Origin of the sequence: Sphingobacterium deserti (assembly GCF_000757725.1) — a bacterium.
In the GTDB taxonomy this organism is placed as follows: Bacteria; Bacteroidota; Bacteroidia; order Sphingobacteriales; family Sphingobacteriaceae; genus Sphingobacterium; species Sphingobacterium deserti.
In genome coordinates, this window is the sequence record NZ_JJMU01000014.1 from 61,223 (window position 1) to 84,392 (window position 23,170).

Sequence of the window (23,170 nt, forward strand, 5' to 3'; positions counted from 1 at the left end):
TAACCCTCATTACTTCTCTACTATCATTTCAGACTTCTTACTTTTCAATGTCAACTTATTACTTTTGATTTCTCAATTTTGACTTTTGAATTATCACTTCTGACTTATCACTTCTGAATTATCACTTCTGACTTATCACTTTTTACTTTTTAATTTTTAATTTTTAATTTCAACCGATGCTTCCCGGCTTCCAACTTGACAGCAGCGGTATCCAGTAGGTTACTGGGCGGATAGAAGGTTGCCGTAGCATTCGCAGGGATCACCACGTCATATACAATCGCTTTCTTGTTTTTCTTCCAGCTAGACTTGATGTCACCATAAGGTGATTTATGCGTTATTGATGAATGTTCCAGTTCAGCAGGAAATATTGGTCGAAGTTGTATATGTTTAAAGCCCGGCATTTGTTCATCTGGAAAGATACCGCCAATGGATTTAAAGAACCAGCCACCTATTTCTCCAAACATCATATGATTATCCGAGATATCGCGCTCAGCTTGCAAATCCCAATTTTCCAACAGTGTAGTCGCACCATTAACTACCCACCAGCCCCACGACGGATACGTGTCTTGCACAGCAACTTTGTAAGCGGTTTCTCCATAACCATTTTCCTTCAACGCATTGAGCAAAGCTTTTGCTCCCAATACACCCACATCCAAATGAAAATTAGTAGCTTCCACGCGTTGGTTAAGATTTGCCGCTACCTTCGCTTTCATATCTTCTGGCACCACGCCCCAGTAAAGCGGTACACTAAGCTCCGTCTGCGAGCCTTCCGCATAAATCCCAGCTTGCCTGTCCAAGAATTTAGTATTGATCGCATCCTTGATTTTCAAGCTCAGCGCTTCATACTTTTTATGATCCTCGTCGTGGCCGAAAAGCGCTGCCGCCGCCGCCAAAATACGGGCATCAGTATAAAAATATACCGAAGATGTCAGTTCTAAGTTCGAGGTGGTTTTTACAGGAACCCAATCCCCGCGGCCAAAGGTAGTCAGCCCTGTAGGGCTGATACGGTCTACGTAATCTACATAGCGCTTGATATTCTCATAACATTGATGTAGCAAATGGCTATCACCATAAAACATGTATACCTGCCACGGAATAATCGCGATAGTACTTGTCCAATCTAAGCCGTTGGCTGTGCCATATCCCCATCCGCCAGTCGGAATAATATCGGGCAACACGCCATTGGGCTGTTGCTCATCGCGATGATCTGCCAACCACTTTTCATAAACGGTGATACCATCATAGTTATAAAGTGCCGTTTCGATCGCAAGATGTCCATCACCTGTCCAACCGTTTTTCTCGCGTTGCGGACAATCCGTAGGGTAGCCCATCAGGTTGGAGAGGTATGCATTATTAGTCACTCGCCACAAATCATTTACCAACTTCGATGAAGTTTCCACGCTACCGACAGGCGCAACATCGCTATGCATGAAATAACTCGTTATATTTTTCTCATCCAGCGTCAAAGGAGCCGAGCTACTCACTTCTACGTACCGAAAACCCTTATAATTAAACTTGGGCATAAAGACATCCTCCTTCTTACCGCTTAATATCAAAAGATCTGTTTGAAAAGGATCTTTCTCTTTGTCTCCGCGGTAATAAACATCAATATTGGACATATCCAATCGCCCATCGGGCAGCAAGCGCTCACCGTGTTTGATTTTGACAACCGTTCCTTCCGGTCCTTTCACCCTCAACTTGCTTACACCAGACATATTTTGACCCATATCAAAAACATAGGTCTGCTCGTCAATTTTGTTGCTGGAAATTGGCTTGTAAGATTGTGCGAGTCTAATAGGCACTGTTTGTTGGGCGACGATATTTTCTGATGGGGCAGCACGATAGTGAACACTTTGCCATTTAGAATCGTCGAAATTGGATTTATCCCAACCGTCCTGCTCTAAACGGGCATCGTAGTGCTCACCTGTGTAGATACTATTGGCGATAATAGGCCCAGATGATGTTTTCCAATCCCGTTCGGAAACAATAACTTCATCACTCCCATCTTCATACTGTATGTGCAGCTCGAGACAAAAGGCCGGTCTTGCCCGCCAAGGTGCGCGATGAAAATCCCAAACAGCAAGCGATTGATGATTGTACCAGCCATTCCCTAATATTATCCCAAGGGCATTGCCCCCAGACTGCAGGTGTGACGTCACATCGTGTATGACATATAAGGTTCGCCGATCAAAACGCGTATACATCGGATCCAAATGATGGTCTCCTACGCGTTCGCCATTCATCGACAATTCAAATAGTCCTGCCGCCGCCACGTAGGCACGTGCATATTTGACTTTCTTGCTCACCTGAAATTCCTTGCGGAAATAAGGGGCTTCCCTACGATGCACATCATGCCCGTCACTGATCCAACTTCCCCTCCAATTGCCAGCCTTTATTAAGCCCATTTCAAACGAAGCAACAGCAGATTTACTGGGTTTTCCATCTTTATCCCACACGATTACTTGCCAATAGTAACGTGTTGCAGGTGCCAAAGGCTTCCCAGCGTATGTGATTAATGTATTTGAGTTTAGTTGCTTTCCCGAATTCCACGCGGCCGCACCACCTTGATCCACTAAAGCTAACGAATCTGTATCAACGAAAATCTGATAGGCGGTTTGCAAAGCCCCTTGCCGCTCATCTTTCAGCATCCACATCAAACGTGGATGAGTATTATCAATGCCAATCGGATCTACTAAATGCTCGCATTTAAGATCTATCGGCTCTGCTTGATTGTTAATATGGGCGAAACAATTCGTGAAAACGGATATGATTAGACCGAGTAATAAAATTCTTTTCATCATTGGGTTTACATGTATGAGGTTAATGGCTACAGAAACTAATCCGTTTTAGCCTTGCATACACTAATGTAAGAAAAGAAGCTTTTATTATAAGAAAAAAGAAATAATAGGTAGCAGCTATATACCCCATATTACCTAATGCAGTTTTCTATTTATTAAACGCCGTTCCTTATTTTCGATTCGTGTCTTTACATAGGGATATAGGAATACGGCACCTAACACGATTAAAGCTCCTAGGTAAAAACCAAAGCTCATGGTTTCTTTGTGTCCAAAAATCAATACGGCCAAAATAATACCATATACCGGTTCCATATTTGTAGTAAGTGCTACCGTAAAGGCACTAAGCTCTTTCATTACAGCAACTCCCAACACATAAGCGAAGGCTGTACAAAGCACGCCCAGCAATAAAAGATAGGTCCAATCAGATCCGTGGAGCCACATCTTATCACTGAAACCGCCCATAAAAAGCATAAATAGTGAAATCCAAAGAAATGCGCCTAACATTTCATAAAACGTAATAACTGTGGGACTGGTCTTCTTTACCATACGAGCATTCATAATAGAAAATATGCTCGCACACAGCGCGCAGGACAAACCACAAATAATTCCCCATAGATATTGAAATTCGAACTTGAAGATCAGATAGATTCCAAAAACAATAATTAATCCCACGCCGACATCCGATAACGCAATTTTTTTCTTATTGACAATAGGCTCCAAAATAGACGTGAAGAGCGTGACTGATGATAGCGTCACTAACGTGACAGATACAGTTGAAATTTTAATAGCATGAAAAAACAATACCCAATGCAAACCTACTACACCGCCCACGATCAAAAATTGGACGAGGTGTTGCCGACTGACGTGTAGCGATTTCCCGAGAAAAATAAAGTAGATAAATAGGGATAAAGCAGCGATGAGCACGCGATACCAAACCAAATGCAGGGCAGAAATAGAAATAAGCTCACCTAAAACACCTGTAAACCCCCAAATCAAAACTGTAAAGTGTAAGATGAGTACGTTCTTGTTGATCAGAAATTTTGCCATATTATTTGGGCGCCTTGTACTTTAACCAAAAGGCTAACGTTAAAAATAAGATATTGGGAATCAATATAGCGATGAGCGGAGGTAACCCACCCTTCAAAGAAAACATCGTAGAAAACTGAACTAGTACAAGAAATGTAAAACTTAGCGCAATACCTATTCCCAAACTCAAGCCAATACCGCCTCGAACTTTCTTGGAAGACAATGAAACCCCCATTAATGTCAGAATAAATGCAGAAAATGGACCAATGTAACGCTTATACTTTTCAAGCAATAGATCGGTCATCATTCCGGTTCCGCGGGTTTCCTCTTTACTAATCCTATCATTCAGTTCGTCCGTATCCATCGCTGTAAACACATTGTCATACACTTCAAAATCGCGAGGCAACATATCGAGCGTTGTGTCACGACTAGTACCTTTATCCATCTTTTCAGTCAAACCGTCAATGGTGCGCACGGTGTAATCTTCGATTTTCCACTTGGTTACCACTGAATCCCAAGTGATACGTTCAGCTATAAGCTTCTCTATCAATTGGTCGTCACGGAATTTTTCCATAGAAAATTTATACCCTATATTTCTTCGCGTATCAAAGTTGTCAATATAGACATAGGTATTAGAATCAATCTGCATATGCGTCGACATCGTCGAACCACTTACTTTTTGCGGCTTCACATATACATTTTCGAAGTTTACCTTTATTTTATTTGTGTAGGGTATGATCCAAATATTAGATACTAAGGTAAAAGTAAAAATCAATCCGGCAGAAATCATATAAGGCCGCAGGAAACGGTTGAAGCTCATCCCTCCGCTTAATATAGGCACAACTTCCGTCTGATCTGCCATCTTTGAAGTAAAGAAAATAACAGCAATAAAATTGATCAGGGGCGTCAACATATTTAAGAAGAACGGAATACTTCCCATAGCATAATACTCCAAGAACACACGAGACATGGGTGCCTTGTTTTTAAGAAAGTCGTCGAGCTTTTCAGACACATCAAACACAACAATCACCACAATAAAAATACCCACCGTAAACACGAAAGTGCTTAGGTATTTTTTAATGATATAGCGATCTATAATGTTCATTTTTAAAAGTAAAAAGTCAAAATTAAAAAGTAAAAAAAACCGTCCAGAAGCCTAATTTTTAAAAGTAAAAAGTCAAAATTAAAAAGTAAAAAGTAAAAAGTAAAAAAACCGTCTAAAAACCTAATTCACCAGGTTGAAAGCCAAAAATTAAAATTTCTGCTACCATAAACTAGTGCATGCCTTTAGCTCGAGTGGTCAATTCGCTGTACGCAATACGCACTACACACTACCTACTACAACCTTTGCCCGAGAACTTTCACCATTTTTTCTTTCCAATCGTAAAAGGTCCCCGCAATAATTTTTTCTCTAGCTTGTTTCACCAACCAAAGGTAGAAATGGAGATTATGCAGCGACGCAATTTGCGCTCCTAATATCTCTTGCGAGCGGATTAAGTGTCGCAGATAGGCCTTCGTATGGATTTGGTCCACTAAAAGATCACTTTCTGCTTCAATAGGTGAAAAATCATCCTTCCACTTTTCGTTTTTTATATTGATAATACCGTTTTGTGTAAATAACATGCCATTGCGCGCATTCCGAGTAGGCATCACGCAATCAAACATATCAATACCTAAAGCGATATTTTCCAAAATGTTAATTGGCGTTCCGACGCCCATCAAATAACGCGGCTTGTCTTGCGGTAATATATTTGTCACCACTTCAGTCATTGCGTACATCTCCTCCGCAGGCTCACCTACAGAAAGGCCACCTATCGCATTGCCATCTCGGTTGAACGATGCAATAACTTCAGCGGATTTCTCGCGGAGGTCTTTATACACCGATCCTTGTACGATCGGAAACAGCGTCTGCTCATACCCATAAAGCGGCTGCGTGCTATCAAAACGATCTACGCAGCGCTTTAACCATCGGTGGGTCATGTCAAGTGATTTACGTGCATAACTGTATTCACAAGGGTAAGGCGTACATTCATCAAAAGCCATGATGATGTCAGCACCGATGACGCGCTGTGTATCCATCACATTCTCTGGGGTAAAAAGGTGTTTCGATCCGTCGATGTGAGAGCGAAATGTTACGCCTTCTTCTCGAATCTTGCGAACTTCTGTAAGCGAATAGACCTGATATCCTCCAGAGTCCGTAAGAATTGGACCGTCCCAATGGTTAAACTTATGTAGACCTCCTGCCTTTTGTAAAACGTCAAGCCCCGGACGCAGGTATAAGTGATAGGTATTTCCCAATATAATTTGGGCCTGAATATCTTGGACTAATTCATGTTGATGAACTGCCTTCACCGTTCCTGCAGTGCCCACTGGCATAAAAATCGGCGTCTGAATATTTCCATGTGCAGTCTCCACGACGCCAGCGCGTGCATTCGATCCCTTATCCTTTGCCTCAAGCGTAAATTTCATATGTGTTTTTCCCTCTTACCCTGTGATAAAATCGCTACAAAAATAGGATAAAAATCCGCAGGAAACGAGTTCACCACAAAATCTTAATAAAAGTTAACTATTTGTCCGCGGTATCTTATAAGAAGACATTATCTTTGCTATTCTGTATGCTACAACTCGAACAATTTTCCCCTCTGTTGCTGCACATTCCTTTTGGAATTTTAGCGCTTTTGCTGGTTATACAGCTCTATTACATATGTTTTGTCTATGGCAAATTGGCCGTTTATAAGGTGGAGTCTTTTCAAGACCGTGCAGAAGAGAAAGCGTTAAGTGTTATAATTTGTGCACACAATGAGCAGGAAAATCTAAAAGCATTCCTTCCTCACATCCTCGAACAGGACTACCCTAATTTTGAAGTGGTCGTGGTTGATGATTGTTCGGATGATGACACACCTTGGATCCTAAAAGATTTTGCAAATCAATACCCCGAAAAGTTTAAAATTGTAGAAATTAAGGAACACATCCGTTTGAAAAACACGAAGAAGTTTGCAGTGACTATGGGCATCAAGGCTGCGAAACATGAGCATCTTGTTTTTACCGACGCCGATTGCCAGCCATTGAGCAACCGATGGCTGGCGGAAATTGCAGGTGCGTTTACCAACGAAAAGGAATTGATTGTCGGATACTCCCCTTATTTTAAAGCACAAGGTTTTCTGAATAAGTTAATCCGCTTTGAAACTGCTCATACAGCCATGAGTTACTTGGCCTACGCTCTGCGCGGAAATGCATATATGGGCGTCGGTCGGAATCTGGCTTACACAAAAGGACTATTCTTTAGAGGAAAAGGCTTCAACAAACACATGCACATCAAATCGGGCGATGACGATCTTTTTGTAAACCACAACGCTACCCCCAGAAATGTGCAAATTGTACTACATCCGGATGCCCATGTAGCATCATTACCTAAGACAACATGGAAGAGTTATTACAAACAGAAGGGCCGACATGCGGGAGCCTCCGTTTTATATAAACCAAAACACAAACGTATGTTAGCAACCCAGCTGCTTTCTGCCGTGCTTTTTTATATATTGCTCGCCATTTGCATAGCAACCTATCCCTCGCTCTGGTTTATTCCATTGTCGATGTATTTCATTCGCCTAATAAGCCAACTTATTGTCTTTGGTAATATCTATAAAAAGCTTGAACTACGCGGACTCCTACTGTGGATCCCTCTCCTCGATCTTTTTTACTATTTTTATATCTGTATCAACGGAATATTCAACCGCACCAAAAAACAAACTTCTTGGAAATAGCGGTATTCCAACACTTAGTTACATTACATACGCCGCACAAGGACGACAAACAACAACTTATGAATCCCACTGTCGAAATCATCTACAAATACTTCCCGAAACTTTCGGAAATTCAAAAATCACAATTTGCCCAGCTCGCCGAGCTGTATCCATTTTGGAACAACCAAATTAATGTTGTCTCGCGCAAGGACATCGAAAGCCTTTACCTGCACCATGTCTTACATTCACTAGGTATAGCCAAATTTGTAAACGAATTTACAGCAGGCACGCGTATTCTCGATGTCGGAACAGGCGGCGGATTTCCTGGTATCCCCCTAGCCATATTTTTCCCTGAGGTAAAATTCCACCTGGTAGATTCAATCGGCAAAAAAATTAAGGTGGTTCGCGAAGTTGCTGAAGCGTTAGGTCTTCAAAATGTTGAAGCAGATCACATCCGTGCTGAAGAATTGGATTATAAGTATGACTTCGTTGTATCCCGGGCAGTCACGCGCTTCGCCGATTTCGCCCCTTGGGTTCGTAACAAGTTTGAGAAAAAAGATAGAAATGGGATTCCGAACGGCATACTTTACCTAAAAGGTGGTGATTTGAAAGAGGAGATTAAAGAGGCCCGTTTGAAAGCCGAGCTTCATCCCTTATCGGATTACTTTAGCGAAGATTTCTTCGATACAAAATACGTAGTGTACGTTCCAATGTAAGTGAAGCCTAATTCTTATTATGTGAACTAGCGGGCTTACTTTATACTTTTTGTAACCTGTAAAAAACAGGCTGCAAAAATTGAGCTCCCGGGATAAACTTTTCGCGATCATCGGAAGTATGGATCGTCCTAAAATAACAAAAGCGCTTCGACAGCGCCTCATCCTATTTAAGGAAATAAAAAAGGGCAAGCTACTCCTATCGCACCGCTCAACCAAATACCCTTGCTTTGTTCCCAACCTGGGGGAGTCATCGGGAGCTGGTCGTAGGAGACTTGCCCGCGACAAAAGTAGCAAAAAAATCACGTTCCCCAAATTTTTTTAGAAATCTGCCGATAGCTCTCTGATAGTCAACTAACAAAAATCACATCTTTCCCTCTTCATATTCACCACGCAGAGCGAAATAGCCGAAAATAGCCAACCCAATGCTAATAATGGGTGTTAGGATAAATAAAATAATAATCCCAAAGACCAAATCCTCCTGATGCCCCGTGTGTAGTTTTGGTATCCCAAAATGGAAAATACAGAAATAAGCAGTAAGCAAAGCTAATAGGATCCAAATTATACCTAATATTTTTTTTAACGATTCCATCTTTTAAGAGTTTTTAGAGTTAGCAGTCATTGACTTAGAAATATAGATTGCACCTATTGCAAAACAAACTGCTGCGACTCCGATTGGATACCACAGTCCAGCCAAGTAAAAATCTGGTTCACCATGTAGCTGCGCGTTTGTCGCTAAATACGTGGACACGGCAGGTAATAGTCCTCCAAAAATCCCGTTGCCTACATGATAAGGTAAGGACATTGAGGTGTATCGAATTTTCACAGGAAAGATCTCGACAAGGAAAGCAGCTATAGGACCATAAACCAATGTAATGTAAATGATCTGTATAAAGATGAGTACGACCAGATAGACGTAATTTAAGCCTGCTATAAGCACTATAGTCTTCCTGGATGGCTTGAGTTGCGACTCGTCATTCGAAGCACGCCCCTCGTTCACCTGCATTGACGTGTCGATATGCTTTACTTCGGTCCCATCTGTATAATGCAGTATGGTTGTCGTCTCGATAACAGTCCCAGCTTCTGTTGGCTTAGTTTCAGTGACCTGTTCGCGTGAGTCAATCTGTTCTGTCTTTCGACTAACATTAGTAAGCTGATACATAGCTTCGTAAATCGGACGGTAAGTCAATATCGCGAGCAGCATTCCTGCCAACATGACCCATTTCCTTCCCAATCTATCGCTTAAACGCCCAAATACGACAAAAAATGGTGTACCGAACAACAGCGCGATTCCCAAAATAAGATCCGCCTGATCAGTATCGAGAAACATGACTGTTTTCATAAAACTCATGGAGTAAAATTGGCCAGTATACCAGACCACCCCCTGCCCCATCGCTGCACCGAATAGCGCCAGCAACACAAATTTCAAATTATAAGTATTCCCAAAACTTTCACGTAGTGGATTTTTTGCCGTTTTCCCTTCCGATTTCGCCCGTTTAAATTCGGGGGATTCATCCATATTCTTCCGAATAAGATAAGAAACATAAACCATAAAGATGGAAAGCACGAACGGCACCCGCCAGCCCCATTCGTCAAATTGTGCTTCAGTCAGCAGCAAACGTGTTAAGAGGATAACCACCAGGGATATAAACAATCCAAATGTAGCCGTAGTCTGGATCCATGATGTCCAATAGCCTCGCTGACCTTCCGGGCTATGCTCGGCAACATATGTTGCTGCGCCGCCATACTCACCACCCAATGCCAAACCCTGCAGAAGACGCAGCAGCAAAACAATAAGCGGAGCTAAAAAGCCTATACTTTCATAACTAGGTGTGCAACCAATAAGAAATGTGGCTCCGCCCATTAACATAAGCGTGACCATGAAGGTATATTTACGACCGATTAGATCGCCTAAGCGGCCAAAAAACAGAGCTCCAAAAGGACGCACAACAAAGCCCGCTGCGAAAGTTGCCAATGTAGATAGAAAAGCAGCAGTAGGATTGTCTGCCGGAAAGAATTTCGTGGATAACACAATAGAAAGACTCCCGAAAATGAAAAAGTCATACCACTCGATTAGCGTTCCTAAGGAGGACGCGCCAATTACTTTCCACAATGTTTTATTGCTGTTATGCATATTTGTTTAGGTTTAAAGTTAGCGTCACAAAGATCTGTAAATTTTACCCGGCAAGGCGAAGACGACATTGTTCATTTCCATTTCTAAAAGAACCATAGCCAATTTACTCATTGGCCAATCCAAGTGAAGCGCGATGTCGTCTACCATAGCTTGTTCTTTATCTTGAAGAAAATTATAAACCTTCTGTTGATCTTTCGTCAAGTCAAGTTGATGCAATGGAAGCTGAATGCCCTGCTCACTCTTCCCGCGATCTTCCCAGCCCATCAGGTAGCAAAGATCTTGCGCGTTGCGAATTAGATGTGCCCGGTTGGTTTTAATAAGATAATTGCATCCCGCCGAATATTCTTGGTCAATCCGTCCCGGAAACGCGCACACGTCACGGTTATAGCTATTAGCTATTTCCGCTGTAATTAATGCTCCCCCTTTGCGAGCTGCTTCAACGACTACGGTGACATCCGCCAAACCAGCTATGATGCGATTACGGGCGGGAAAGTTGTTCCGCTCAGGGGCGGCGCCCGAAGGGAACTCCGTAAGTAAGCCCCCCTTGTCCAGCATGCGGGATGCCACTTCTCGATGCGCCGCCGGATATATAATATCGAGGCCATGTCCAAGCACGCCCACAGTAGGCACATCATGCTTAATCGACAGCCGATGAGCCAAAACATCGATACCATAAGCCAATCCGCTCACCACCAAAATCTCCTCTTCAGGCAACTCCGCAACGAGTTCATCACAAAGTTGTCGTCCATAAGCCGTAGCATTACGCGTACCGACAATACTGACAACACGACAAGCATTCAAATTGGCGGCTCCTTTGTAATAAAGGAGTAAAGGGGCATCTTCGCAGTGCAGCAAACGTTTGGGGTAATCAGGGTTCTCTATCCATAACAATTGAATACGATGCTTTTCGATAAAAAGAAATTCACGCTCAGCTTCTTCCAAGTAATTTTTAGACAAAATAGCATCTACTGTCACCTTACCGATAGAGGGAATAGCTAGAAGTTCCTTTCGCGTTGCGCCAAAGATTGCATCTACCGAACCGCAGTAAGCCAACAGTATACGTGCGGTCCTAGGACCTACACCTTTGATCTTGGTGAGTGCTATTTGCTGAATCTTGTTCATAATTGGAATCTTAAAAATAAGAATTTTGTTTAAAAGTTCTAACTTTGATTAAAATTTTAGCGCATGAAATTAGAAGGAGCACAGGAACCATTTGATATTGAGTTAGGGGATGTCGTCTATTCCGTCTTTCCGGAAGAAGAAGATGTTTTTGTTATTTTTAAGGATGGTAGAGAATACTTAAAAATAATCAGAGATAATGATACCGCTTGGCTGAAACTGCACCCTGAAACCGAACTTCCCATGTTCGGAATGGACGAGGAGGTTAATTACATTGGAGATAAGATCAATGAAAGGCGAGAGAAATAATAGTCCAGAACATATTTTGTAAACGTAATATGGACTTTTAAGGAGCATATACGTTGGCCGATACAAACCGCATCGGCCTGCATTCTTCGCAGCAAAAGAAATTTTGATCCTTATTTATAGCTGCACAAGACTACCTCTTTATATTTTCCAAACCTGTTGCCATTTTTTAAATTCGGATGGTGAGACTCGGAATCGCGCAAAATTTCCCTCGTGCAAGGAAAGCAATTCAGTATCGACGATCTCAATAAATTTTTGGCGATCCTTTTGTGGTAGATTTTCTGAAAAGTTTGCTATCGCTTTGACAGCTTCCTCCTGAGGCAATGTTTTTTTAACAACCTCGCCCATAATATGGCGGATATCATCACGATAGGTAACACGTAAAGGATCAGGCTCACCTAAAGACTGTCTAATGGCTGCATAACGAAGTGCTGATCGCTCGTAAGACCAAAGAAAAACGTCTTTCAAAAGATCAACCCTATTTAATTCATAAACGCCAAGTAGGCCCTGTATATACAGTTTTTGAGGAACGTCTACAAATGCCAGTGGAGACAAATTGTGTGCATTGAAGGGGATGTTTGCCGCTAATCTAGAAACGCGTTTATTCACATCATCGAAAGGCTGTAGATAGGGTAAATGAACCATAATAAAAAAGGCCTGTTCAAAGGGGTCTTTAATTGAATCGACTTTATCTAAAATCACCCTAAACATCTCATCCACCAATTGTGGCACAGCTAATGGCGTAAAAACGGAGTCGGTAATCCCCACACTAAATGTTCTTAACCTTCCTGAAGCCGCAGGATCAGGCAGAAGGTTATTAGACAGTAAAGCATGTAAATTAGTGATTGTATAATTATTGAAACCTATCTCATCTTCACCCTGAACTAGAAATTCAATGGCTTCCTTATGGTTTATGATCATTTGAGCATCTGCAGTGTCTTTCTGGTCAGCGGCTCTTCCCTTAGAAATTAAATACTGTGTATCAAGCAAACTGTACGTATTTCCTTCCAAACGGCTAGAATTCCATGAAAGGTCTATTATCAGACGTTCCAAAACTGATTTAGCATATGTCCCTGCAGGCTGCTGCAATGTATTGGTTTTGCCAATGTAAGCAAGTTGATCTTTATCCGCATCGGTGAGGTAACTATCCACGTTGGGACGATAAGACATAAGAAAATCGCGTCGATACCCAACAGGCTTTCGTTGGAACACTGGCTGGGAAACGAGATTTTTAATTTCCAAACCTGCACTTGAGAGCAGGATTTCTGCTGATAGCTCATGAACCAATTGAATAGCCTTTGGTGTATGCCGATTGTATGCGTTATCGGGCAGATGGTAAACTCTTGAACGCGTGTTGCCAGATATGGTAATTGAACCATCCTTACTTAGCTGATGGAGCCGTCTTTGCAAGGATCTTGTTTCTAGATTTATCCCTCCTGCTTTCCGTATTTCATGAAGTGTTGCTCCATTATCAAACTCTCCCAATGTGGACAGAATTTGATCAATTTCATTACTTATCACTTTTTTATTAGCCATGGAAATCTCTCCCTAAAATATATAACGTCAAATTTCGGACTATTCCGCCACGTACAAACTCTGACCACGACACAAATATACATTTTTGTCGCAAAATATCCTATTTACGTCAAATATTTTACTTCTTTACGACATTATTAAAAGCGGCTCGTCAATAAATGTTAAAGATGTACAGCGATAAATGTTTTATCGTAAATTTAAAAAAACAGTGGAGATGCGAACCTTAGTACTTATCGCAAGCAGTATTTCGATGATTTGCAGCGTGCCATCTGAAGGCGAGAATATGCGTTTTCCAGTATTGACACAGGATACATTGAAGACAGACACTATTGCAATCGAAGAAATTTTGATTAGTAGAAAAATGGATCCACGATCTATCTTTGAAGCCAAAAAGGCTTACCATAAGGAGATATATCTGCTCGGTGATAATAAAGACATGTTCACATTCTCTCCTTTCGGCGGTATAGCTGTCAACATTCAAAAACTATATAATCATTTCAGTCATAGGGGGCGAGCTGCGAGAAAACTGCAACGAAGATTTGAATTGGAATACGAGCAAGATCTGGCGACCGAAATATGGGAACCTTTATTACTTGAATACACCACGTTGCGGGGCGACTCCCTCACCAAATTCAAGCTGTATTGCAATCCTAGTTTGGACTTCCTCCATGAAGCCTCGCATTACGATCACATTGCTTACCTTCTTCAAAATGTAAAAAACTATAAAGATTCTGCAGATATTATTCATAATCGTTTGCGCCTTATTCCCGAAGACAAAACTGAATAAAAATATTTCGCATCGTTTTAAAAAAAAGCAGACACTGTCTTTCGCTCCATCTTCACAAGTGTCTAAGAACTGGCTTTTCCTAAACATCCACTCCGACAAACAATAAAAGAAGATTTGTGAAGCTCGCTTCGACGCACTATTCCGCCCTGAATACTATTTTTCATGATATTTTTTGTTTATTTGTAGTCCGAATTATCGAAAACTTATGAGTTGGTTTAAAAGAAACAAGGCAGGAATCAGTACTGCAACCGAAAATAAAAAGGAAGCTCCTGACGGCATGTGGAATAAATGTCCGAATTGTAAGAAGCCGTTATTGAACAGCGAGCAAATTGAAAATAAATATGTATGCCAGTATTGCGACTATCATATTCGCATTGGCTCGGCAGCCTATTTTTCTATACTTTTCGACAACAACAACTTCACAGAACTTTTTGAAAACCTGACTTCCGGAGACCCATTACAGTTTTCTGATACAAAGCCATACCCTGTCCGTTTAGCCGATAGCCAAGCGAAAACCGGCTTGAAGGATGCGATCCGATGCGGACACGGCAAGATGGAAGGAAAAGACATCGTCATTGCCTGTATGGATTTCAATTTCATAGGAGGTTCTATGGGATCGGTAGTTGGTGAAAAAATTGCGCGTTCTATTGATTACTGTTTGGAACATAAGGTGCCATTTATGTTGATATCTAAGTCGGGTGGCGCCCGTATGATGGAAGCAGCCTTCTCTTTGATGCAAATGGCAAAAACATCTGCAAAATTAGCTTTGTTGGCGAAAGCAAAAATCCCGTACGTGTGTCTGTTGACAGATCCCACTACAGGAGGGGTAACCGCATCTTATGCCATGTTAGGCGACATAAACATTGCAGAACCAGGCGCACTTATCGGCTTTGCCGGACCTCGCGTTATTAAGGAAACTATAAAAAAAGATTTACCAAAAGGCTTCCAGACATCCGAATTTGTATTGGAACATGGTTTCTTAGACTTCATCGTAGACAGAAGAAACCTAAAAGCCAAAGTAGCAGCTTATCTTCGTTTGGTTTATTCCTAAGACATACTTGATAAAAAGCAGAAGCTCCTATAAAAAAGGAGCTTCTGCTTTTTTAAGACCTTTTATAATAGCTGAAGAAAGCCCAGCACTTACGAATCTGCAGATACCGCATCTCCCGCTCATGATCGTAAGCCTCTTTCTCGAACGAAATAGACCGGTAGGCTTGTTGAAAATTACCGTGTTGAACAAACCATACTAAAAACTCCACCAAATACCAAACGTAAAAAGGTAGCACAGCCAATTCCAAGGCTTGTTGAAGATGTATACGCTCATGTTGTAGCAGAATTCTATCAGCCTTAAGTCCTCGTGACCTCAAGAAAATAAAAGGAAAAATTGTTACGCCGGTGGCACGACCCGCCGAAAAAACATTGGTCCAAAACCTACTAACAATTACGATGCCTTTCATATATCAAAATTAAAAAGTTTCGGCGATACATTACAACCCTGAAAAATTTTGAAAATCAAAGAGAGCTCGTATATTTGCTAGAGTAGAACGTAAACTATGCCGTACAAAGAACGTGAGATAAATAAGCTATATTATACGATGGGAGAAGTGACCACAATGTTTGGCGTAAATGCTTCTCAGATTCGGTTTTATGAACGTGAATTTGATATTCTACAACCAAAAAAGAATAAGAAAGGTAATCGTCTTTTTACACAAGAAGACATCTCCAACCTCAAGATTATTTTTAACTTAGTGAAAGACAAAGGCTACACCCTCCAAGGTGCCCGAGAGTATTTACGTTCCAACAAAAATGAGGTTAAGGAGAATCAACGCGTGGTTGATTCCTTGGAACGCCTAAAGAAATTTTTGTTAGAAGTGCGGGATAGCTTATAGGCTATCGATTTCCCAATTCGATTACTTCAAGATTTTCTATTCGATCTTCCGTTATTTGAAACCGCATCAATGTCCGCACTTTATGCCAGCCTTGTTTGCCTGCAGCTCCGGGATTTAAATGTAACAGATTCAATTTTGGATCATACTGTACCTTTAAAATATGGGAATGCCCGCAAATAAATAGTTTCGGCGGATTTAGCGTGATATCCGGCCTTACCTGAACCGCATATCTTCCAGGATATCCGCCAATATGCGTCATCCACACATCCACATCCTCGCACATAAAGCGTTCATGTTCGGGACACGCCAGCCGGATATCCTTTCCGTCAATATTTCCCCAAACACCTTTAAAAGGTTTAAATGCTGCTAAGCTATCAATGATGTCTATTGAACCAAAATCCCCTGCATGCCAAATCTCGTCGCAAGACTCGAAGTACCGGAAAACGGCATCGTCCAAGTAGCCATGGGTATCGGACAGTAATCCAATTTTTTTCATAATTAGAATGCTAAAAAATAAGGTTTTAATAAGGACTTATAAGCTGCCGTATGTTCTCCACGACTTTCATAGATCTGCAATTCGTCTTGCAAGGATTTACTTGGAATCTTTCCAATGCTGAGCAAGTTACGAATAGGAGTTTCCCCCATATACGAAGAAATGCTCAAATCATGCTCTAAATACAACTCTCGCCCAGGCAACATTTGACGAACCATTAAATCAGCTAAGGAACCCGGAAGGATGCATTGGAATTTACCATCAGGAGAAAGGTACTTTCCTACGAAGTCTAGCAAGCTTTCAAAAAATAGTTCATCGGCATGTTTGGCCAATTTCTTACGCGGGTCGGGATTGTGTAGAGAGTTAGTATAGAATGGAGGATTAGACACGATCAAATCATAGCATTCTTCGGGTTGAAGTTCCTGAAAAGCGCTATTAATCGAACGCAAACGACCAGAGAAACGAGACCTCTGGAAGTTGTAACCTGCTTGTGCGCTGGCTCCTTGATCAATTTCCACTGCATCGACAAAAGCTGCTGGATGACGTTGTGCGAGCATCAACGCGATGACACCCGTGCCCGTACCTACGTCAAGGATGCGTTGCGCATCGTAGTGAAAAGCCGAAGCTCCCAATATTACACCATCCGTATTGATCTTCATTGCACAGTCTCCCTGATCAACCTCAAATTGCTTAAACTTAAAAATGGAAGCCATATACAAAGTTAAGCTTATATTTTGGGGCTCCTAGCTATCCATCCTTTAATAAGCAAATTAATTTTACTATTATTGATACAAGATTAATGTCATGGCGAAACTTTTCACACTCCTACTTTTTCTGCAACTTCTTGCCTCCCCCATTTTTATACGCGCGAATAACAATTTGCAAAACTGTGAGCAGATTACAGCCATCGCGCTGGAAAAACTTATTCCTGCTTTACAAAAGAATGACTATACACAGTTGGAAAGTATACTGAGCACTGTCCAAAGTGCTTGTGGCGAAAGTGAGTTCACGCAACGTATGCGCATTATTCAGGCCCTAATTGAGAAAAAAACAACTGCCGACCTGATTGCCGATTATCTCTCTCATAACTACCATGAAGTGCTCACTATGCGTTGGGATTACTCCGTGGAAAAAGAATACCGACGCATCTATCAAGACAATAAGGCCGACTTTGACTATATCCCGCTTAACCACCCAATAGATTCACTAACTAAGCTGAAGGCAAATGCACTTTTGGTTTCATCCTCTTACACACTCACCGCACAAGAAGAGCAAATCTCTTACCTATTTGCCGACCAATTAGATAAGTTTTACCAATCTTACGCCGGAGAAGCCCCCCAGCCTATCGTCGAGGAAACACAACCCGTAGTCGCAGAAAATGTTCCGCGTGCCACGTACGATTATAACAAAAGGGCGGGTGTTGTCATCGCTGCGGGAGCTGAATTCCCCATTACCGGATCTGACCCCTTATTCAAAACAAACCCAACCGTGAGCGTCATGTATGCATCCGGACTTTCGTCACTCTTTTTACTGGAGGGCGGACTTAAAATACGCATAAATAGTAACGACCGTTCCTTCGACTATAATCTCTATAATGAAATTGAACATGTCAACTCGGGGGCAAGTTTCAGCATAGGAGGAAATGTCGGCATAAAGGCATTTGATAATGATAAAATCATTATTGCCCCAAAAGCAGGTTTGTATTTTGACGTTACAACTACCGGACTGAGTGAAGTTAATTACTACGACGATGGCTATTATTACGATGAGTATGAAGAAGGCGGTAGTAGTGTGCAATATCACAATGTGAACACGATGCGTACTACGTTGGGATTAAATGTAATGCATCACATCGCGGGGAAGAAATATATTGGCCTTGAAGCAGCATATCATTATATCCCTTATAATTGGGACAGCAGCCTAATCACCACAATACAACCAAATTACGCTAGCCTACAATTGTTTTTCCGCTTTTAATAGATAAAAACATCTAACACTTGCAAGCGCGATGAAATGTCAAACTAGTTCTTTAGCAAGCGCTGGATTTCATCCAGTTTCATCAAAGCTTCCACGGGTGTTAGCGTATTCACATCTAAATTATTCAGCATATCACGGATTTTTTCTAAAACCGGGTCATCAATGGCAAACATTTGTAGTTGATAAGCCTGTTTCTGAATTTTACGCATACTGTCTTTAATTTGTTCCCCGCCAGTGCGTTCTTGCTCCAGCCGTTTTAGGATCTCCCCTGCCCGACCGATTAACTTGTTAGGCATACCAGCCAACTTGGCAACATGAATACCAAAGCTATGCTCTGAGCCGCCAGGCACCAACTTCCGCAAAAAGATCACCTTATTATTCAGTTCCTTTACCGTAACATTGAAGTTCTTGATGCGAGACATGGAGTTTGTCAACTCATTCAGCTCATGATAATGGGTGGCAAAAAGCGTTTTGGCTCGAGCCGTAGGATGGTTATGCAAAAATTCAGCAATAGCCCATGCGATAGAAATACCGTCATACGTGCTTGTACCCCGCCCTATTTCATCCAGCAAGATCAGCGAACGATCTGAAAGATTATTCATAATACTAGCGGTCTCGTTCATCTCCACCATAAACGTAGATTCACCAGATGATAGGTTGTCAGATGCGCCCACCCGCGTGAAGATTTTATCGACCAAACCAATTGTCGCCTCTTTCGCAGGAACAAAACAACCGATTTGCGCCATCAGCACAATGAGGCCCGTTTGTCGCAGCAAAGCAGATTTACCCGCCATGTTCGGCCCAGTGATAATTATTATTTGCTGGGTTTCGGGATCGAGATAGGTATCATTGGTGATGTAATCCTCGCCGATAGGCAAGTTTTTCTCAATAACGGGATGCCGGCCACCTTTTATATCTAATAATTTATCGTCGGTGACGACAGGCTTTATGTAGAAATTTTTCTCCGCAATCCAGGCAAAGTTCAGTAGCACATCAAGCTTAGCTATCAACTGTGCATTGAGTTGAATGGGCTTGATATAATTGGTAATATCCAATAAAAGCTCGGCGTAAATGCGATTCTCGATGGCTTGTATTTTTTCTTCGGCACCAAGAATCTGTTCTTCGTATTCCTTTAGTTCCTCCGTAATATATCGTTCGGCATTGACTAAGGTCTGCTTCCGAATCCATTCTGTTGGCACCTTATCTTTGTGCGTATTGGTTACTTCCAAGTAATAACCAAATACGTTATTAAACGCAATTTTCAACGAAGGAATACCAGTGGCTTCCGACTCCCGCCGTTGAATTTCCAGCAAATAATCTTTACCGCCAAACGCCACCTTTCGCAATTTATCCAAATCAGGATCCACACCATCTGCAATGACATTTCCTTTAAGGATGGAAACAGGAGGTTCTGCTTGCAACATGCGATCCATTTTGTCGCGAATGATCTGGCAAATGTTTAGTTGCTCAGCGATAACGCGTAGACTTTCCGAAGATTCGATGTCCGTCAACGTTTTCAACTTTTCCACAGCGTATAGAGAGCGCTTCAACTGCGTAATTTCACGCGGATTAGCTTTCTGTAAGCCTATTTTCGAAATGAGGCGCTCCAAGTCGCCAACCTGTTTAATCTCCTTGATAAGCTCATCGCGCAAATCGCGGTTTTCGGAAAAATATGAAACGACATCCAGCCGCTCATTGATCGATTTGAGATCTTTCAATGGCATCACCATCCATCTTTTCAACAATCGCGCGCCCATTGGCGAAGCAGTTTGATCTAATACATCAGAAAGTGTCGTCGCATTTTCATTGGCTGATCCTATCAACTCCAAATTACGAATCGTGAAACGATCCAACCACATGAAGTGATCTTCTTCTATCCGCGCGATATGAGAGACGTGCTGTAGGTTACGATGTTCTGTTTCATTAAGGTAATGCAAAGCAACCCCTGCAGCAACAATCCCCAAAGGCATTCGCTCTATACCAAATCCTTTCATCGACTTAACCTCAAAATGCTTTAGTAGCATCTCGGACGCGTAGTCGCCTGTATAAGGCCACTCGTCTAATGTATACGTATAATACTGGCTTCCAAAATGTTCCAAGAAGGTTTTGTACTGTTTTTTTGCCAGAATAATCTCGGTAGGCTTGAAGCCCTGTAATAGTTTATCAATATAACTCGCACTGCCCTGCGCCACTAGGAACTCGCCGGTGGAAATATCCAAAAAAGAGATACCATATTGACCTTTCTCTTCGTATAGAGACGCCAAATAATTGTTAGACTTTTGCTGAACAATATTGTCATTGTAAGATACCCCGGGCGTTACAAGCTCCGTTACGCCGCGCTTTACAATTGTTTTGGTCTGCTTAGGGTCTTCTAGCTGGTCGCAAATAGCAACACGCTGTCCCGCACGCACAAGTTTCGGCAAATAGGTCTCTAAAGAGTGATGCGGAAAGCCAGCTAAAGCTGTTTCAGATTCTGATCCGTTACCTCTTTTTGTAAGCACAATACCTAAAATACCAGCAGCTTTAATGGCATCTTCGCCAAAGGTCTCATAAAAATCACCCACTCTAAATAACAGCAAAGTACCTGGGTATTTGGCTTTGATGGTATTATATTGTTGCATTAAAGGGGTTTGCTTTTTCTCTTTTGCCACTGATATTTACATTTTTGTGAGCCGTAAAAATAAGGTAAATGGCCCGATTTGACAAGACATTTATAGACCGAAGAGCTTTTGCGCGCGAACGCATAACTAGTCATTTTGGGCCATATAGTAAGATGGCTGCATGAATAAACCAACAAACACAGACCCTATAAAGAGTCTGCTAGGAGAATAGCAAAAAATCGCCTAGCTTTGCAGCACAATTTGAGGTCATGGCAATCAAACGCTCTACAACAATAAAGAAAAATACAAGAACAAAAAGCTACAAGGTATCTTGGAAGCAACGTGTTGGCATTTGGGCTGCCCGCATCGTCTTATTGTTTTTCGCATTTACGATTTTTTGGGTATTGCTATTGAAAATCATGAATCCGCCGGTCACCTTTCTACAGCTGCAACGCGCCTTTGAGCGGAAAGCTGCTGGCAAGGAATGGAAGATTGAAAAAGATTGGCTGAGTTATGACGAATTATCCGATAACTTGAAACGAGCTGCCATAGCTGGCGAAGATGCGCACTTCTTAACTCATAACGGATTTGACACCAAAGCCATTCGCGAGGCCTTTGAAAAAAATCAAGCTGGCAAAAAGCTAAGGGGCGGCAGCACAATTAGTCAGCAAGTTGCTAAAAACGTATTTTTATGGCCCGAACGTTCTTGGCTCCGCAAAGGACTGGAAACCTACTTCACGGTATTGATTGAGGTGCTTTGGAGCAAAAAGCGAATATTAGAAGTTTACCTCAATGTCATTGAGATGGGGCAAGGGGTTTATGGCGCAGAGGCCGCAGCGCAATATTACTATTACAAATCAGCCAAGAGCCTCAGTAAGAAGGAAGCTGCCCTAATCATTGCAATCCTTCCGAGTCCGCAAAAATGGGACGCAAGAAGGCCTTCAGCATACGTCAACCGACGCGCAAATAGCATAGTAAGGTATATCAGTTTTTATCGGATTCCAGAATAGTGATCCTTAATCCTTATAGATAGCGACCTCCACTTTCCCATCGGCAGTGATTGTACCACGGTACATTCCCGCCGTGTTGAAAGGCATAGCAACTCGACCATCTTTATCTAACGCAATCATTCCGCCATCGCCGCCTAATGCAGCAATTTTATCAATAACAAGTTGCGCAGCTTTGGCAAGTGGTAAATTCGCATACGCCACCTTCGCAGCAACATCGTAAGCCGCCACCGTGCGAATATAATATTCCCCCCAGCCTGTGCAAGAAATAGCGACTTGATCATTCGCATAATTTCCTGCGCCAATTATTGGCGCATCACCTACACGCCCATATTTTTTATTCGTCATTCCACCCGTTGAGGTGCCCGCAGCTAACCCGCCCTGTTGATCCAACGCGACACAGCCTACCGTCCCAAACTTTTCATCAATGTATTTTTTGGTGTTACTCTGCTTGTCGTCATGATCCAAGGCCGTTGCATCTTTATCGCGCTCCAAGATCTTTTGTAGTGCATCCCAACGTGGCTTTGTCCAAAAATAAGAAGGTTCAACCAGCACAATTCCTTTGGAGTGGGCAAATTCTTCTGCTCCCTCGCCTACCATCATCACGTGCTCCGACTGTTCCATTACCGCCTTTGCTGCTGTGATTGGATTTCTGATGGTATGCACACCAGCAACAGCTCCAGCAGCTAGTGTTTTGCCATCCATAATGGAGGCGTCCATCTCGTTTTCACCTTTGTGATTGAAAACAGCACCCTTGCCAGCATTAAAAAGAGGAGAGTCTTCCATGATCTGTATAGCAGCAACTACTGCATCTATGCTTGTGCCCCCAGACTGTAATGTCCGATAACCCTCTCTCAATGACTTCGTCAGCTCCGCCACATACGCCCGTTCCAGAGAATCGCTCATATTTTTTTTCAAAATCGTTCCAGCACCACCGTGTATGGCTAGCACATAACGTTTTGGAGTAGCCTGTTGTGCATGGCTGCATAGAGCGAGGACCATCAAGAAGAGGCAGATAAAGGTTAAGCGTGTTTGTTTCATCATT

Annotated in this window: 21 protein-coding genes and 1 other RNA gene; 8 read left to right on the forward strand and 14 right to left on the reverse strand. The window is 42.2% G+C overall.

Annotation, left to right across the window (positions count from 1 at the left end):
- Positions 1 to 149: 149 nt before the first annotated feature.
- From DI53_RS04525 to tgt, 4 genes are all read right to left on the reverse strand, one after another.
- Complete coding sequence (locus tag DI53_RS04525) at positions 150 to 2,801, reverse strand: alpha-L-rhamnosidase (protein WP_241462370.1); 2,652 nt, start codon at positions 2,799 to 2,801, stop codon at positions 150 to 152.
- Positions 2,802 to 2,933: 132 nt separating this feature from the next.
- On the reverse strand, positions 2,934 to 3,845 hold the full coding sequence (locus DI53_RS04530) for a DMT family transporter (RefSeq protein ID WP_037495931.1): 912 nt from the start codon (positions 3,843 to 3,845) through the stop codon (positions 2,934 to 2,936).
- Position 3,846: 1 nt separating this feature from the next.
- The gene (locus DI53_RS04535; RefSeq protein ID WP_037495934.1) at positions 3,847 to 4,929 is read right to left on the reverse strand and encodes an LptF/LptG family permease; all 1,083 of its coding nucleotides are present in this window, start codon (positions 4,927 to 4,929) and stop codon (positions 3,847 to 3,849) included.
- Positions 4,930 to 5,162: 233 nt separating this feature from the next.
- A complete protein-coding gene (tgt, locus tag DI53_RS04540; RefSeq protein ID WP_037495937.1) occupies positions 5,163 to 6,293 on the reverse strand; it encodes a tRNA guanosine(34) transglycosylase Tgt in 1,131 nt (376 codons plus the stop codon).
- Positions 6,294 to 6,439: 146 nt separating this feature from the next.
- Here tgt and DI53_RS04545 point away from each other — a divergent pair, with 146 nt between their 5' ends.
- Both DI53_RS04545 and rsmG read left to right on the forward strand, forming a co-directional pair.
- Positions 6,440 to 7,585 carry a glycosyltransferase gene (locus DI53_RS04545; RefSeq protein WP_071790458.1) on the forward strand — a complete coding sequence of 382 codons (1,146 nt, stop codon included), beginning with the start codon at positions 6,440 to 6,442 and terminating at the stop codon, positions 7,583 to 7,585.
- 59 nt (positions 7,586 to 7,644) lie between these two features.
- Positions 7,645 to 8,280: a 16S rRNA (guanine(527)-N(7))-methyltransferase RsmG gene (rsmG, locus tag DI53_RS04550; RefSeq protein WP_037495940.1), complete on the forward strand. Its 636-nt coding sequence runs from the start codon at positions 7,645 to 7,647 to the stop codon at positions 8,278 to 8,280.
- Positions 8,281 to 8,460: 180 nt separating this feature from the next.
- Here the strand turns inward: rsmG and ffs are convergent.
- The 4 genes from ffs to dprA all read right to left on the reverse strand — a co-directional run bounded on the left by ffs (position 8,461) and on the right by dprA (position 11,533).
- Positions 8,461 to 8,558: signal recognition particle sRNA small type (gene ffs, locus DI53_RS19825), an RNA gene on the reverse strand.
- An 83-nt stretch (positions 8,559 to 8,641) separates the two neighbouring features.
- The gene (locus DI53_RS04555) at positions 8,642 to 8,869 is read right to left on the reverse strand and encodes a DUF6814 family protein (protein WP_037495943.1); all 228 of its coding nucleotides are present in this window, start codon (positions 8,867 to 8,869) and stop codon (positions 8,642 to 8,644) included.
- A 3-nt stretch (positions 8,870 to 8,872) separates the two neighbouring features.
- Positions 8,873 to 10,411 (reverse strand): MFS transporter, encoded by a 1,539-nt coding sequence (locus tag DI53_RS04560; protein WP_037495945.1) that lies wholly within the window; start codon positions 10,409 to 10,411, stop codon positions 8,873 to 8,875.
- A 24-nt stretch (positions 10,412 to 10,435) separates the two neighbouring features.
- Positions 10,436 to 11,533 carry a DNA-processing protein DprA gene (dprA, locus tag DI53_RS04565; protein WP_037495947.1) on the reverse strand — a complete coding sequence of 366 codons (1,098 nt, stop codon included), beginning with the start codon at positions 11,531 to 11,533 and terminating at the stop codon, positions 10,436 to 10,438.
- Between the two features lie 63 nt (positions 11,534 to 11,596).
- Between dprA and DI53_RS04570 the strand changes: the two genes are divergently transcribed.
- The gene (locus tag DI53_RS04570; protein WP_037495949.1) at positions 11,597 to 11,839 is read left to right on the forward strand and encodes a hypothetical protein; all 243 of its coding nucleotides are present in this window, start codon (positions 11,597 to 11,599) and stop codon (positions 11,837 to 11,839) included.
- A gap of 138 nt (positions 11,840 to 11,977) precedes the next feature.
- Here DI53_RS04570 and DI53_RS04575 read toward each other — a convergent pair whose 3' ends face one another.
- Positions 11,978 to 13,372, reverse strand: a complete 1,395-nt coding sequence (locus DI53_RS04575) for a Fic family protein (RefSeq protein ID WP_037495951.1) — start codon at positions 13,370 to 13,372, stop codon at positions 11,978 to 11,980.
- 214 nt (positions 13,373 to 13,586) lie between these two features.
- Here DI53_RS04575 and DI53_RS04580 point away from each other — a divergent pair, with 214 nt between their 5' ends.
- Together DI53_RS04580 and accD are read left to right on the forward strand one after the other, a co-directional pair.
- Positions 13,587 to 14,159, forward strand: a complete 573-nt coding sequence (locus DI53_RS04580; RefSeq protein ID WP_131555174.1) for a hypothetical protein — start codon at positions 13,587 to 13,589, stop codon at positions 14,157 to 14,159.
- A 205-nt stretch (positions 14,160 to 14,364) separates the two neighbouring features.
- Complete coding sequence (gene accD, locus DI53_RS04585; protein ID WP_037495956.1) at positions 14,365 to 15,210, forward strand: acetyl-CoA carboxylase, carboxyltransferase subunit beta; 846 nt, start codon at positions 14,365 to 14,367, stop codon at positions 15,208 to 15,210.
- Positions 15,211 to 15,262: 52 nt separating this feature from the next.
- On the opposite strand, the gene DI53_RS04590 is transcribed toward accD, so the two are convergent.
- A complete protein-coding gene (locus DI53_RS04590; RefSeq protein WP_052072066.1) occupies positions 15,263 to 15,616 on the reverse strand; it encodes a hypothetical protein in 354 nt (117 codons plus the stop codon).
- A 96-nt stretch (positions 15,617 to 15,712) separates the two neighbouring features.
- Between DI53_RS04590 and DI53_RS04595 the strand changes: the two genes are divergently transcribed.
- On the forward strand, positions 15,713 to 16,048 hold the full coding sequence (locus DI53_RS04595; RefSeq protein WP_037495959.1) for a MerR family transcriptional regulator: 336 nt from the start codon (positions 15,713 to 15,715) through the stop codon (positions 16,046 to 16,048).
- Position 16,049: 1 nt separating this feature from the next.
- Here the strand turns inward: DI53_RS04595 and DI53_RS04600 are convergent, their stop codons facing one another.
- Together DI53_RS04600 and DI53_RS04605 are read right to left on the reverse strand one after the other, a co-directional pair.
- Entirely contained in the window at positions 16,050 to 16,544 is a 495-nt protein-coding gene (locus DI53_RS04600) for a metallophosphoesterase family protein (protein ID WP_037495961.1), read from the reverse strand.
- 2 nt (positions 16,545 to 16,546) lie between these two features.
- Positions 16,547 to 17,254 (reverse strand): tRNA1(Val) (adenine(37)-N6)-methyltransferase, encoded by a 708-nt coding sequence (locus DI53_RS04605; protein WP_037495963.1) that lies wholly within the window; start codon positions 17,252 to 17,254, stop codon positions 16,547 to 16,549.
- Positions 17,255 to 17,345: 91 nt separating this feature from the next.
- On the opposite strand from DI53_RS04605, the gene DI53_RS04610 reads away from it, so the two are divergent.
- The gene (locus tag DI53_RS04610; protein WP_052072068.1) at positions 17,346 to 18,518 is read left to right on the forward strand and encodes a hypothetical protein; all 1,173 of its coding nucleotides are present in this window, start codon (positions 17,346 to 17,348) and stop codon (positions 18,516 to 18,518) included.
- A gap of 44 nt (positions 18,519 to 18,562) precedes the next feature.
- Here DI53_RS04610 and mutS read toward each other — a convergent pair whose 3' ends face one another.
- Entirely contained in the window at positions 18,563 to 21,169 is a 2,607-nt protein-coding gene (gene mutS, locus DI53_RS04615; protein WP_037495965.1) for a DNA mismatch repair protein MutS, read from the reverse strand.
- 218 nt (positions 21,170 to 21,387) lie between these two features.
- Between mutS and mtgA the strand changes: the two genes are divergently transcribed.
- Complete coding sequence (gene mtgA, locus DI53_RS04620) at positions 21,388 to 22,128, forward strand: monofunctional biosynthetic peptidoglycan transglycosylase (RefSeq protein WP_037495967.1); 741 nt, start codon at positions 21,388 to 21,390, stop codon at positions 22,126 to 22,128.
- Positions 22,129 to 22,134: 6 nt separating this feature from the next.
- Here mtgA and DI53_RS04625 read toward each other — a convergent pair whose 3' ends face one another.
- The gene (locus tag DI53_RS04625) at positions 22,135 to 23,169 is read right to left on the reverse strand and encodes an isoaspartyl peptidase/L-asparaginase family protein (protein ID WP_117624841.1); all 1,035 of its coding nucleotides are present in this window, start codon (positions 23,167 to 23,169) and stop codon (positions 22,135 to 22,137) included.
- Position 23,170: the final 1 nt, after the last annotated feature.